The 12,644-nt window shown below is 66.4% G+C and carries 12 protein-coding genes; 6 read left to right on the top strand and 6 right to left on the bottom strand.

Translation table 11 applies throughout. The annotated features are described in order from the left end of the window. Window positions 1–7 precede the first annotated feature (7 nt). Window positions 8–1,096: an anthranilate phosphoribosyltransferase gene (gene trpD / locus JVH1_RS32080; protein WP_011594250.1), complete on the bottom strand. Its 1,089-nt coding sequence runs from the start codon at window positions 1,094–1,096 to the stop codon at window positions 8–10. A gap of 43 nt (window positions 1,097–1,139) precedes the next feature. Continuing rightward, a complete protein-coding gene (locus JVH1_RS32075) occupies window positions 1,140–1,610 on the bottom strand; it encodes a ribonuclease E inhibitor RraB (RefSeq protein WP_011594251.1) in 471 nt (156 codons plus the stop codon). 127 nt (window positions 1,611–1,737) lie between these two features. Here JVH1_RS32075 and JVH1_RS32070 point away from each other — a divergent pair, with 127 nt between their 5' ends. The 4 genes from JVH1_RS32070 (at window position 1,738) to JVH1_RS32055 (ending at window position 6,083) form a co-directional block, all read left to right on the top strand. Beyond that, complete coding sequence (locus tag JVH1_RS32070) at window positions 1,738–2,349, top strand: heme-copper oxidase subunit III (RefSeq protein ID WP_005260123.1); 612 nt, start codon at window positions 1,738–1,740, stop codon at window positions 2,347–2,349. A gap of 64 nt (window positions 2,350–2,413) precedes the next feature. Beyond that, window positions 2,414–3,265 carry a cytochrome c gene (locus JVH1_RS32065; protein ID WP_081437413.1) on the top strand — a complete coding sequence of 284 codons (852 nt, stop codon included), beginning with the start codon at window positions 2,414–2,416 and terminating at the stop codon, window positions 3,263–3,265. Further along, on the top strand, window positions 3,262–4,404 hold the full coding sequence (locus tag JVH1_RS32060) for a ubiquinol-cytochrome c reductase iron-sulfur subunit (protein ID WP_009473777.1): 1,143 nt from the start codon (window positions 3,262–3,264) through the stop codon (window positions 4,402–4,404). Before JVH1_RS32065 ends, JVH1_RS32060 begins: the two co-directional genes overlap by 4 nt. 29 nt (window positions 4,405–4,433) lie before the next feature. Beyond that, window positions 4,434–6,083, top strand: a complete 1,650-nt coding sequence (locus JVH1_RS32055; RefSeq protein ID WP_050787461.1) for a cytochrome bc complex cytochrome b subunit — start codon at window positions 4,434–4,436, stop codon at window positions 6,081–6,083. Here the strand turns inward: JVH1_RS32055 and JVH1_RS32050 are convergent. Continuing rightward, window positions 6,080–7,036 (bottom strand): DMT family transporter, encoded by a 957-nt coding sequence (locus JVH1_RS32050; protein ID WP_009473779.1) that lies wholly within the window; start codon window positions 7,034–7,036, stop codon window positions 6,080–6,082. The genes JVH1_RS32055 and JVH1_RS32050 overlap by 4 nt on opposite strands. Before the next feature lie 69 nt (window positions 7,037–7,105). On the opposite strand from JVH1_RS32050, the gene JVH1_RS32045 reads away from it, so the two are divergent. Further along, window positions 7,106–7,708, top strand: a complete 603-nt coding sequence (locus JVH1_RS32045) for a TetR/AcrR family transcriptional regulator (protein WP_011594254.1) — start codon at window positions 7,106–7,108, stop codon at window positions 7,706–7,708. A 68-nt stretch (window positions 7,709–7,776) separates the two neighbouring features. Here the strand turns inward: JVH1_RS32045 and JVH1_RS32040 are convergent, their stop codons facing one another. After that, window positions 7,777–8,193 (bottom strand): cytochrome c oxidase subunit 4, encoded by a 417-nt coding sequence (locus JVH1_RS32040; RefSeq protein WP_009473781.1) that lies wholly within the window; start codon window positions 8,191–8,193, stop codon window positions 7,777–7,779. A gap of 41 nt (window positions 8,194–8,234) precedes the next feature. Next, window positions 8,235–9,302 carry a cytochrome c oxidase subunit II gene (locus JVH1_RS32035; RefSeq protein WP_016880030.1) on the bottom strand — a complete coding sequence of 356 codons (1,068 nt, stop codon included), beginning with the start codon at window positions 9,300–9,302 and terminating at the stop codon, window positions 8,235–8,237. 261 nt (window positions 9,303–9,563) lie between these two features. On the opposite strand from JVH1_RS32035, the gene asnB reads away from it, so the two are divergent. Beyond that, window positions 9,564–11,489, top strand: a complete 1,926-nt coding sequence (gene asnB / locus JVH1_RS32030; RefSeq protein WP_009473783.1) for an asparagine synthase (glutamine-hydrolyzing) — start codon at window positions 9,564–9,566, stop codon at window positions 11,487–11,489. Between the two features lie 71 nt (window positions 11,490–11,560). Here asnB and JVH1_RS32025 read toward each other — a convergent pair whose 3' ends face one another. Beyond that, a complete protein-coding gene (locus JVH1_RS32025; protein ID WP_009473784.1) occupies window positions 11,561–12,535 on the bottom strand; it encodes a carbohydrate kinase family protein in 975 nt (324 codons plus the stop codon). Between the last annotated feature and the right edge of the window lie 109 nt (window positions 12,536–12,644).

The following is a 12,644-nucleotide window of genomic DNA, read 5'->3' as shown; positions in this document are numbered from 1 at the left end:
CCGCCGGCTATTTGCTGGTGGCCAGTCCCGACGTGAGTTCGGCCCACCGCGCGAGCAGCGTCGCGGCCGCTCCGCTGTCGATCGACTGCGCCGCCGTCGAGAGTCCGTCCGACAGCGCGTCTTCGAGCGTGCGGCCGCCGAGTCCCCGGAACGCGGCGATCGCCGCCGCGGCGTTGAGGAGGACCGCGTCGCGTACGGGTCCGGTCTCACCGGCGAAAAGTCGCCGCGCCACCGCCGCGTTCACCTCGGCATCGCCGCCGCGCAGTTCGTCGAGCGACACCCGCGCGATCCCGATGTCCCTGGGGTCGAGCTGACGGGTGGTCACCGCCCCGTCCGCCACGATGTGCACGGTCGACGTGGTCGACGTCGTCAACTCGTCCAGGCCGTCGTCACCGCGCACCACGAGCGCCGAGTTGCCGCGCTGCGCGAGCACACCGGCCACCACCGAGATCAGGCCCGGGAACGCGCAGCCGATGAGGCCGGCCCGCGGACGCGCCGGATTGGTGAGCGGTCCGAGCACGTTGAAGACGGTCGGGATGCCGATCTCCTTGCGCGGCGCGCCCGCGAACCGCAGGGCGGGATGGAACACCGGCGCGAAGCAGAAACCGATGCCGACCTCCCGGACGCAGCGGGCCACCTCGTCGGGGCCGAGATTGATCTTCACCCCGAGTGCCTCGAGAACGTCCGCCCCGCCGCTCTTGGACGACGCCGCCCGGTTTCCGTGCTTGACGACGCGAATGCCGGACGCCGCGACCACGAGTGACGCCATCGTGGAGATGTTCACGGTGTTGGATCGGTCACCACCGGTGCCGACGATGTCGACGACGTCGTCGTCGACGGGGACCTTGCGCGCGTGCCCGAGCATCGAGTCCGCCAGTCCGCGCAACTCCTCCGGTGTCTCGCCCTTCATCTTCAGGGCCACACCGAACGCCGCGATCTGCGCGGACGTGGCGTTGTCGGACATGATCTCGTCCATCGCCCATTTCGCCTCGTCCACCGACAGGTCACGTCCGTCGGTGAGCGTGCCGAGGACCGACGGCCACGTGCGTGCCGGCCGCACACCGTCGTTCGTCCCCTGAGCAGTCGGGCTCTGCATCGTCGTGTCCCCTTGCACTAGTGGCGGATCCGGTCCTGGCAGCCTAGTCACCGGGCGGATCGGACTCGCGCGCCGGTTGCGTCGCGTCCCAGCCGTCGACCGAGCCACCGAGCCGCTGCGCCAGCCCGGCCATTCTCGACCGTTCCTGAGAACAGTGCAGCGCATCGAGGATCTGGACTCGCTGCAGCACGAGTCCGACCGTCGCACCGTCCTCGGCCGGGGATGCCGGACCGTCCGCATCCTGCGGTCGGTAACCGTCCTGCGCGGCGATCGACACGGCGTCGGCGACGGACGACGCGGGCAGCCGCAGATGGTGCCGCAGCACCGCTTCCGCGTCGGCGTCCCACCGCGGATCCTCGGCGGCGGCGCGGTCGAGCGCGGTCGAGCACGCCTCCACGTCGTCGAAGCTCGAGGCGACGACCACGAGGTCGGGTCGATCCTGATCGAGAGGGGCCGGTTGCCGACTGCCGAACAGCCTCCGCAGCCACCCCGTACTGTTGTCACGAGAGCGCATGGCTCCACCCTTTCACGGTCCGCCACCAGGGCTGTCAGCAGGGAGAATCGGACAAGCGGGGCGCGTTGACGCGCCGAGGGTGGACCCGGGTAGTCGTCTCTTACGACGAAGCGTCATACTTCTGTCTGTGACGAGCGCAGTAGGGACTTCAGGATCAGCAATCACCCAACGCGTGCACTCGCTGAACCGACCTAACATGGTCAGCGTTGGCACCATCGTGTGGTTGTCAAGTGAGCTCATGTTCTTCGCAGGGCTCTTCGCCATGTATTTCGTGGCGCGAGCACAGGCGAATGGGAACTGGCCGCCGGAGCCGACCGAGCTGAATCTGTTCCTCGCCGTACCGGTGACGCTGGTGCTGATCGCCTCGTCGTTCACCTGCCAGATGGGTGTGTTCGCGGCCGAGCGCGGCGACGTCTTCGGCCTCCGCCGGTGGTACCTCCTGACGCTGGCGATGGGCACCTTCTTCGTCCTCGGCCAGGCGTACGAGTACATCCACCTCGTCGAGCACGGCACCTCGATCTCCAGCAGCGTGTACGGCTCGGTGTTCTACATGACCACCGGCTTCCACGGCATGCACGTGATCGGCGGCCTCATCGCGTTCGTCTTCCTGATCGCACGTACCAAGGTCAGCAAGTTCACGCCCGCCCAGGCCACCGCCGCCATCGTCGTCTCGTACTACTGGCACTTCGTCGACATCGTGTGGATCGGCCTGTTCGCCACGATCTATTTCATCCGTTGATCAGCTGAACGCCCCAGGCAGCCCCCTGACGTCCAGTCCGTCCCGACATACCAAAGGGATACAGATGAGTTCATCCCCCCCTCCCGCATCCGATACCACAGCGTCTGCCTCGAAGGCACGCCGCCAGCGGAAGCTCCGCAGGCGCGTCACGGGCGCCCTGGTCCTGATGATGGGACTGGTCAGCGCCGGTTTCCTCGCGTCCGCGTTGACGCCGACCCCGCAGGTGGCCACCGCCACCGACGATCAGGCAGCACTGATCCGCGAGGGCAAGCAGTTGTACGACACCTCGTGCATCACATGCCACGGCGCGAACCTGCAGGGTGTGCAGGATCGCGGACCGAGCCTGATCGGTGTCGGCGAGGCAGCCGTGTACTTCCAGGTGTCGTCGGGACGCATGCCGGCCTCGCGTAACGAGGCCCAGGTCGAGCGCAAGCCCGTCAAGTTCGACGCCGAGCAGACGGACGCCATCGGCGCGTACGTCCAGGCCAACGGCGGCGGCCCCACGGTCATTCGTGACGAGAACGGCGAGGTCGCCCAGTCGTCGCTGCGCGGCGGCGACATCGGACGCGGCAGCGAACTGTTCCGCCTCAACTGCGCGTCCTGCCACAACTTCACCGGGCGCGGCGGTGCGCTCTCGTCCGGTAAGTACGCGCCGGTCCTCGACCCGGCCAGCGAGCAGCAGATCTACACCGCGATGGTTACCGGCCCGCAGAACATGCCCAAGTTCTCGGACCGTCAGCTGACCCTCGAGGAGAAGAAGGACATCATCGCCTACATCAAGTCTTCAGGCGAGACGAAGCAGCCCGGCGGCTACGGACTCGGCGGCATCGGTCCCGCCTCCGAGGGCTTGGCCATGTGGGTCATCGGAATCATCGCTGTCGTCGGTGCAGCACTGTGGATCGGAGCAAGGTCATGAGCGACGCTGGCCAGCCGGGCGGCGCCACGCCAAAGAAGTACACGGATGCAGAACTCGAGAACCTGAGCCGCGACGAACTGGTCGAGCTCGGCACCAACCTCGACCACGTCGACGTCGCGTTCCGCCGCAACCGCTGGGCGGTTCCGGGGACGAAGGCCGAGAAGCGCGCAGAGCGGTCGGTCGCCTTCTGGTTCGCTCTCTCCGGCATCTCGGCGATCGCGTTCATCGCGATCTACCTTTTCTGGCCCTGGGAATACGCAGGCGCCGGCGAGGAGCACTACTCGGCCTACAGCCTGTACACGCCGCTGATCGGCCTCACCATGGGTCTCGCCATCCTCGGCCTCGGTGTCGGAGCGGTGCAGTTCACCAAGAAGTTCATCCCCGAAGAGGTGTCCATCCAGGACCGCCACGACGGTGGATCGTCCGAGGTCGACCGCAAGACGATCGTCGCGGAACTCGGCGACTCGTTCGACACGTCGACGCTGGGACGCCGCAAGCTCCTCAAGCGCACCCTCATCTTCGGCGGCGGTGCCCTCGGCATCATGTCCGTAATGCCCCTCGGTGGTCTGATCAAGAACCCGTGGGCCAAGCGCGACGACTCCCCGCTGTGGGTCTCGGGATGGACCCCCCGCTACGAAGGCGAAACCATCTACCTGCGCCGCGACACCGGTCGCCCCGAGGACGTCGTCCTCGTCCGCCCGGAAGACCTGGACGCCGGCGCGATGGAAACGGTGTTCCCGTTCCGCGAGTCCGACCGCGGCGACCACGACGCACTGCTCGAGGCGCTGCGCGGCATCCGCAACGCGACCATGCTCATCCGCCTCCGCACGGAGGACACGGCGCGGGTCACCAAGCGCAAGGGCCAGGAGAGCTTCAACTACGGCGACTACTTCGCCTTCTCGAAGATCTGCACCCACCTCGGCTGCCCCACCTCCCTGTACGAACAGCAGACCAACCGAATCCTCTGCCCGTGCCACCAGTCGCAGTTCGATGCGCTGACCTACGGAAAGCCGATTTTCGGTCCGGCCGCTCGTGCACTTCCGCAGTTGCCTATTACAGTGAACGAAGAGGGTTTCCTAGTCACAACGGGTGACTACATCGAAGCTCTCGGCCCGGCATTTTGGGAGCGTCGACCGTGACCGACAACAAACCGTCCAAACTGAGCGCGATGGCCACCGGCCAGGCCGAAGCGATGGACTCGCGCTACCACCTCGCAGCGGGAATGCGGCGGCAGATCAACAAGGTCTTCCCCACCCACTGGTCGTTCCTGCTCGGCGAGATCGCGCTGTACAGCTTCGTCATCCTGCTGATCTCCGGTGTCTACCTGACCCTGTTCTTCGATCCGTCGATGGCGCACGTCGTCTACAACGGTGCGTACGAGCCGCTGCGCGGCGTCACGATGTCCCGCGCGTACGAGACCACGCTGAACATCTCGTTCGAGGTCCGCGGCGGTCTGTTCGTCCGTCAGATCCACCACTGGGCCGCGCTGATGTTCGCGGCGTCGATCGTCGTGCACCTGATGCGCATCTTCTTCACCGGCGCCTTCCGGCGTCCGCGTGAGGCCAACTGGGTCATCGGCTGCCTGCTGCTGATCCTGGCGATGTTCGAGGGATTCTTCGGCTACACGATCCCCGACGACCTGCTGTCCGGCACGGGCCTGCGCGCCGCGTTCTCCGGCATCACGCTGAGCATCCCGATCGCAGGCACCTGGATGCACTGGCTGATCTTCGGCGGCGACTTCCCCGGCGACCTGATCATCCCCCGCCTGTACGTCGCGCACGTCCTGCTGTTCCCGGGCATCATCCTCGCCCTGATCGCCGGTCACCTCGCGCTCGTCTGGTACCAGAAGCACACGCAGTTCCCCGGCCCCGGCCGCACGGAGAACAACGTCGTGGGTGTGCGCATCCTCCCGGTGTTCGCCGTCAAGTCGGGTGCGTTCTTCGCGATCACGTTCGGTGTGCTCGCCGTGATGGGTGGCGTGCTGCAGATCAACCCGGTCTGGACCATCGGCCCCTACAACCCGTCGCAGGTGTCGGCAGGTTCGCAGCCCGACATCTACATGATGTGGACGGACGGCCTGGCCCGCCTGTGGCCGGCGTGGGACATTTACCTGTTCGACCGCTACACCATTCCGTCGGTGTTCGCCGTCGCGTTGATCATGGGTCTGGTGTTCACGGTGCTGATCGCCTACCCGTGGATCGAGAAGCGTCTGACCAAGGACGACGCTCACCACAACCTGCTGCAGCGTCCGCGTGACGTTCCGGTGCGTACCGCGATCGGTGCGATGGCGATTGCGTTCTACGCCGTCCTGACGATCTCCTGCATCAACGACATCATCGCGTACCACCTGAGCATCTCGCTGAACGCGATGACGTGGATCGGCCGCATCGGCATGGTGTTGCTGCCTCCGATCGCCTTCTTCGTGGCCTACCGGTTCTGCCTGGGTCTCCAGCGCAGCGACCGTGAGGTTCTCGAGCACGGCATCGAGACCGGCATCATCAAGCGGATGCCGAACGGTCAGTACATCGAGATCCACCAGCCGCTCGGCCCGGTCGACGACCACGGTCACCCGATCCCGCTCGAGTACCAGGGTGCGACCGTCCCGAAGAAGATGAACAAGCTCGGTTCCGCCGGCAAGCCCGGTTCCGGCAGCCTCGTCACGGCCGACCCGGTCGAGGAGAGCCTGGCGCTCGAGCACGCCCTGCACCACGGCGAGCACGAGCAGCTCACGATGCTGCGGGAGTACCAGGACCGCGCCCACGGCAACGGTTCGTCGGCATCCGGCAACGGATCGTCCGGCAACGGCGAGGCCCACTAGCCTCGCCTCCGCACTCGAGCAGAGCCCCGAACCACTTCCGGTTCGGGGCTCTGCTCGTCTGTGGGCGTCGTGCCCGGTCCCCTCCCCCGCGGTTGCGCGCGGAACACGAGCGCGACCGCCCCGAGTCCCAGGAGAAGACCGAGCGCGGTGAGGATCCCGAACGGCTCGCCGAACATCACGGCCCCCCAGATCGCCGTCACCGGTGCCATCAGGAACATCAGGGCATTGACCCGGGTGACGCCGCTCCGTCGCAGCACGAGCCAGAACAGGCCGTAGCCGCCGAACGTGGACAGGGCGATCAGCCAGGCCACCGACCACCAGAACGCCGCCGTCGGCGGCGGCGACACCTGTCCGGCGCACGCGGCGAGGGCGGTGAAGAGCACGGCGCTGGTCGCGCAGTGCACGGTCATGGACACGACGGGGTCGCTGTCGGTCGGTGAGCGACTCTCCAGGAAGGTCGCGGCCACCAGCGACAGCATCCCGGCGAAGGGCACGAGGTACGCCCACCAGGACACGCCGGACGCAGCGGTGGCGTCGCCTGCGGTGACGATCACGACCCCCGCCAGTCCGAGCAGCAGCCCCCACCATTGCTTGGGCGCGACGTACTGACCCAGCAGCGGGCCGGCCAGCACGGCGACGACCAGGGGCTGGGTGCCGTCGATCAGTGCCGTGGTGCCGGTCGAGACGCCGAGCCCGATCGCCTGGTAGACGGTCAGCAGATATCCGGTCTGCGACAGCGCGCCGACCGTCACCTGACGACCGAGTGCACGGGACCCGAGTCCCCGCCACCGTGCTCGTCCGAACAGCGCGGCCGCCAGGGCGAGTGCGATGGCGAGTGGCAGGAACCGCCAGGTCAGTACGGTCAGAGGGGCCGCGTCCCCGGCACCGAGTTTGGCCCCGATGAAGCCGGAGCTCCAGCACAGGACGAACATCACGGCGAGAAGCGCATTCACGTCTGACCACCACCTAAGTAAACAGATCGGTATACCTCCCTAACCTATACCGATCTGTATACTTTTGTCATGGAATCTGTGCCGTCACCGCGACGCGTCGTGCTCACACCGGGAGCGAGGCGGGCGCTGGACGCGGCCGGCCGCCTCTTCTACGAGCGGGGAATCCACGCGGTCGGCGTGGATCTCATCGCCGCCGAGGCCGGTGTCACTAAGAAGACGCTCTACGACCGTTTCGGTTCGAAGGAACAGATCGTGGTCGAGTACCTCGCCGACCGGGACGAGCGGTGGCGGGCGTTTCTCGCCGGCCACCTCGACACCGCCGGTGACTCCCCCGGACGGCGCCTGACCGCGATCTTCGACGCATCCCGGGAGTGGACCGCGGAGAACAGCGCGAAGGGGTGCAGCATGGTCAACGCGCACGCGGAGATCAGCGACCCGGCACATCCGGCGTACGCGGTCATCGTCGGCCAGAAGCGGTGGATGCTCGACCTGTTCACCGGCGTGTGCCGGGACGCGTCGGTGCGCGACCCGGAGACACTCGCACGCACTGTCATGCTGCTCCACGAAGGGGCACTGGTCTCACATGGGTTGCAGGTGTTCCCCGAGGCGGTGCGACTCGCATCCGATCAGGCGTCGGCACTCCTCGCCGCGGCGGCCGGCCCGGCCCGTTAGGGACGACAAAGCGGAGGCGCCGAATCCCGGTGGGATTCGGCGCCTCCGCTGTTCGAATATGGGTGGAACTAGTGCTTCTCGGGCCCGACGTAGTACTCGAAGACGAGACCCGCTGCGGCCGCGAGCACGGCAACCACGGCGACCACGATCATCCACGGCTGGAAGAACGCCATCGCGACTGCGACGAAGGCAGCAGAAGCGGCAAGCAGGATCGGCCAGTAGCTACCGGGGCTGAAGAAGCCCAGGTCGCCTGCACCATCGGCGATCTCCGCGTCCTCGTAGTCCTCGGGACGGGTGTCGAGGCGACGGGCGACGAACCGGAAGTACGTTCCGATGATCAGCGTCAGTCCCGCCGACAGGCAGATGCCCGTCAGACCCGCCCACTCGATACCGGTTCGTGAAACGGCGGTGAAGACGCCGTAGACGATCGCGACGAGAATGAAGAATACCGTCAGGATCTCGAAGAGCTTGGCTTCGATCTTCATATCAGCACTTGTCCTTGGTCAGTGAGGTATCAGCAGCAGGTTCAGTTACCTTCGACACCGCTCGCCTGCTTGTAGCCGCGATCGGTGGTGAAGGGAGACGTCGACGTCGCAACCGGGGACTCGCCGATGGCCTGCAGAGCCTCCGCCGTGGTCAGATCCCGGCCGCCTTCGCTCGCCGGCTTGCGCAGCTCGATGTACTGCGCGAACTTGTCGGGGCTCACGGCGCGAACCTCGAAGTTCATCATCGCGTGGAACGTGCCGCACATCTCGGCGCAGCGCCCGACGAAGGCACCTTCCTTCTCGATCTCACTGATCTGGAAGACGTTGTCGGAGTGGTTCTCCTTCGGGTTCGGGTTCACGTCGCGCTTGAACAGGAACTCCGGCACCCAGAAGGCGTGGATGACGTCGGCCGAGGCCAGTTCGAACTGGATCCGCTTGCCGGTCGGCAGAACGAGGATCGGGATCTCGTTGCTCGAGCCGATCGTCTCGATCTTGTCGTAGTGCAGGTAGGACAGGTCCTGGGGGGTCTTGCCGTGGATCGGACCGGGCTGGGCGTGCTCACCCTCGGCCTCCGCCTCGGACGCCGGTGCGGACTCGACCGCAGCCTGCGCTTCCTGATCGACGCCGTCATACTTGCCGCCACCCTCGCCGAGGTCGATGGAGCGGTAGCCGAACTTCCAGTTCCACTGGTACGCAGTGACATCCACCACCACGTTGGGGTTGTCCTCCTTCTCGAGGACATGGTTCTGCACGATCACCGTGAAGTAGAACAGCACGGCGATGATGACGAACGGAACCGCGGTGTACGCCAGCTCGAGCGGCACGTTGTATGCCGTCTGCCGCGGGAACTCGGGTGAGTCCTTCTTCTTACGGTGGAAGATCACCGCCCAGAAGGTGAGTCCCCACACCAGCACACCCATGACGAGGGCGGCGATGACCGACCAGGTCCACAGTTCACGCATGCGGTGCGCCTGCGGGGTTACGCCCGAAGGCCACCCGAAACGAAGCACCTCGTTGTCGATTGAACAACCCGACAGCAGCAAGGCAGCAATGCCCAAAGATACTGCCAACCCTGCCCGCCGAAGGATCCGACCTTGCGCCACGTTCACGCCTTCCTGATCGCCGCAAATTCCACTAGGGCACACCCGATGGGAAGGCCCAATTACTACGCAGCGTAGACCAAAGGCGGCGGCTCTCCATCCTCGGGTCGGGCGACGTGTCGCTGCCGGTGCCGCTGTTCGAGCCGGGGCACCGTCACCGGCGGCCCGAACCGGCCGCTCCGGGAATCTACGGCATACTTTCCGGCAGAGATCCCTGACCACTCCACCTCGTGGAGCCTTCCAAGATTCTGAATTGAGGTACCGGACGCTGTGTGCGGACTGCTCGGGCTACTGACCTCTGGAGAAACCAGCGACAACGCCGTCTCACAGGTCGACCAGGCGATGCACTGCCTGCGGCACCGTGGGCCGGACGAGCACGGGACCTGGCACGACGACCATCTGGTCTTCGGGTTCAATCGGCTGTCGATCATCGACATCGAACACTCCCACCAGCCGTTGCGGTGGGGTCCGGCGGAGAATCCGGAACGCTACGCGCTCACCTTCAACGGCGAGATCTACAACTACCTCGAGGTTCGCGCCGAACTCGCCGAGCAGTTCGGTGCGCAGTTCGTCACAGAGGGCGACAGCGAGTCCATCGTCGGCGCGTTCCACTACTGGGGCGAAGACGCCGTCCGTCGTCTGCGCGGCATGTTCGCGTTTGCGATCTGGGACACGGAGACGCGGGAGCTGTTCATCGCGCGCGATCCGTTCGGGATAAAGCCGCTCTTCCTGGCCACGGGCACCGGCGGCACCGCGTTCGGTAGCGAGAAGAAGAGCCTGCTGGAGCTGGCGAGCCTGATCGGTATCGGCACCGAACTCGATCCGCGGGCCGTCGAGCACTACACCGTCCTGCAGTACGTGCCGGAGCCGGAAACCCTCCACAAGCAGATCCGCCGCCTCGAGTCCGGTTGCTTCGCCCGCGTGCGCCCGGGCGAAGAACCCGTGATCACCCGCTATTTCGCGCCCACCTTCCCGGTGCGTCCGTTCGCCGCGGGCACCGACCAGGCCCGATACCGCGAGATCGCCGAGGCACTCGAGGATTCGGTCGCCAAGCACATGCGCGCCGACGTCACGGTCGGGTCCTTCCTGTCGGGTGGCATCGACTCGACGGCCATCGCGGCGCTCGCGATGCGCCACAACCCGAACCTGATCACGTTCACCACCGGTTTCGAGCGCGAGGGCTACTCCGAGGTCGACGTCGCAGCCGAATCCGCCGAAGCGATCGGCGCGCGCCACGTGGTGAAGGTGGTGAGCCCGTCCGAGTTCGCCGCCGCCATCCCCGAGATCGTGTGGTACCTCGACGACCCGGTCGCCGATCCCGCGCTGGTTCCGCTGTGGTTCGTGGCCAAGGAAGCGCGCAAGCACGTCAAGGTCGTGCTGTCCGGTGAGGGCGCCGACGAGCTGTTCGGCGGGTACACCATCTACCGCGAGCCGATTTCGCTGAAGCCGTTCGAGTACCTGCCCAAGGGACTGCGGCGGGCCGCAGGGAAGCTGTCCGAGCGCATCCCCGAGGGCACGCGGGGAAAGAGCCTGCTCAACCGCGGTTCACTGACCCTGGAAGAGCGGTACTACGGCAACGCGCGCAGCTTCAACGACGCACAGCTGCGCGCCGTCCTGCGCGACTTCCGGCCGGAGTGGACGCACCGCGACGTCACCGACCCGATCTACGCGCAGTCGCAGGGGTGGGATCCGGTGGCCCGGATGCAGCACCTGGACCTGTTCACGTGGTTGCGCGGCGACATCCTCGTCAAGGCCGACAAGATGACGATGGCGAACTCGCTCGAACTGCGGGTGCCGTTCCTCGATCCCGAGGTCTTCAAGGTGGCGTCGCAGGTGCCGTTGGATCAGAAGATCACCAAGAGCACCACCAAGTACGCGCTGCGTCAGGCGCTGGAGGGCATCGTCCCGGGGCACGTGCTCCATCGGGCGAAGCTGGGCTTCCCGGTGCCGCTGCGGCACTGGCTGCGCGGCACGGAATTGTTCGATTGGGCACACGAGCAGATCGCGGCGTCGGGCACCGATCACCTGCTCGACAAGGCCGCGATCACGAAGATGCTGAACGACCACCGGGACGGGGTGTCCGACCACAGCCGTCGCCTGTGGACCGTGCTGATCTTCATGGTCTGGCACGGCATCTTCGTCGAGAACCGCATCGTTCCGGAGATCGCCGAGCCGGCGTACCCGGTCTCGCTGTAGGCGCTTCGCGCCCGTGAGTGGTTGAGGAGTCCAGGGACTCGTCAACCACTCACGGGCGGCGGAGCCGCCTGTTACGGCAGGAGGGCAGCGATCTCGTCGGCCGCGGTGGAGCCGTAGGCGTCCGCGAGGCGCTTGACGGCCTCGTCGCGGTCGAACGTCCATTCCTGGGTTCCGACGGTCTCCAGCACGAGCACGGCCACCAGCGACCCCAGCTGTGCGGAGCGCTCGAAACTCAGGCCCGCGCTGTGCGCGAGGAGGAATCCGGCCCGGAATCCGTCACCGACACCGGTCGGGTCGACCTTCGCCTTCTCGGGGACGACGGCGACCCGGGTCCAGTTGCCCTCGGAGTCGACGATCTCGACGCCCTTGGAACCGAGCGTCGTGACGCGGACGCCGACCTGAGCGCGGATCTCCTCCTCGGACAGTCCGGTCTTCTGCTGTAGCAGTCCCCATTCGTACTCGTTCGTGAACAGGTACTTCGCGCCGCGGATCAGCGCCGACGCCTCCTCGCCGTTCAATCGGGCGAGTTGCTGCGACGGGTCGGCGGCGAACGGGATGCCCTGCCGGCGGCATTCCTCGGTGTGGCGGATCATCGCCTCGGGGTCGTTGGCGCCGATGAGGACCAGTTCGAGCGGTTCGGCGTCCTGCCCGATCCCCGACAGCTGGATCTCGCGGGCCTCACTCATCGCACCGGGGTAGAACGACGCGATCTGCGCCATGTCCTCGTCGGTGGTGCACACGAAACGCGCGGTGTGCGCGGTGGTCGAGATCCGGACGGCGGTGCAGTCGACACCGTTGCTCTCGAGCCACCGGCGGTAGTCCGCGAAGTCGGCTCCGACAGCCCCGACCAGCAGCGGAGATCCACCGAGCACGCCCATGGCGTAGGCGATGTTGCCGCCCACTCCCCCGCGCCGGACTACGAGGTCGTCGACCAGGAAGCTCAACGAGATGTGGCTGAGCTGATCGGCGAGCAGTTGCTCGGCGAACCGGCCCGGAAACCGCATCAGGTGGTCGGTGGCGATGGAACCGGTTACCGCAATTGTCACGGGCGGATGCCTTTCGATGAGTTCGGACGGGATTTCTCACCGTACCCCGGAGTACCACCATGATCGGTCGGCAGCACGGGACCCGGGTACGTGGAGATCGGGCACGAAA

The sequence above is a fragment of the Rhodococcus sp. JVH1 genome (genome assembly GCF_000280725.2).
Lineage (GTDB): Bacteria > Actinomycetota > Actinomycetes > Mycobacteriales > Mycobacteriaceae > Rhodococcus_F > Rhodococcus_F jostii_A.
This window is presented reverse-complemented; position numbering and strand designations above follow the sequence as displayed.

Bases quoted from the DNA above. Each gene is read 5' to 3' on its own strand.
- JVH1_RS32045 (WP_011594254.1), top strand. From the start codon at position 7,106: ATGGAATCTGTGCCGTCACCGCGACGCGTCGTGCTCACACCGGGAGCG.
- JVH1_RS32075 (WP_011594251.1), bottom strand. From the start codon at position 1,610: ATGCGCTCTCGTGACAACAGTACGGGGTGGCTGCGGAGGCTGTTCGGC.
- trpD (WP_011594250.1), bottom strand. From the start codon at position 1,096: ATGCAGAGCCCGACTGCTCAGGGGACGAACGACGGTGTGCGGCCGGCA.
- JVH1_RS32060 (WP_009473777.1), top strand. From the start codon at position 3,262: ATGAGCGACGCTGGCCAGCCGGGCGGCGCCACGCCAAAGAAGTACACG.
- JVH1_RS32065 (WP_081437413.1), top strand. From the start codon at position 2,414: ATGAGTTCATCCCCCCCTCCCGCATCCGATACCACAGCGTCTGCCTCG.
- JVH1_RS32055 (WP_050787461.1), top strand. From the start codon at position 4,434: ATGGCCACCGGCCAGGCCGAAGCGATGGACTCGCGCTACCACCTCGCA.
- JVH1_RS32040 (WP_009473781.1), bottom strand. From the start codon at position 8,193: ATGAAGATCGAAGCCAAGCTCTTCGAGATCCTGACGGTATTCTTCATT.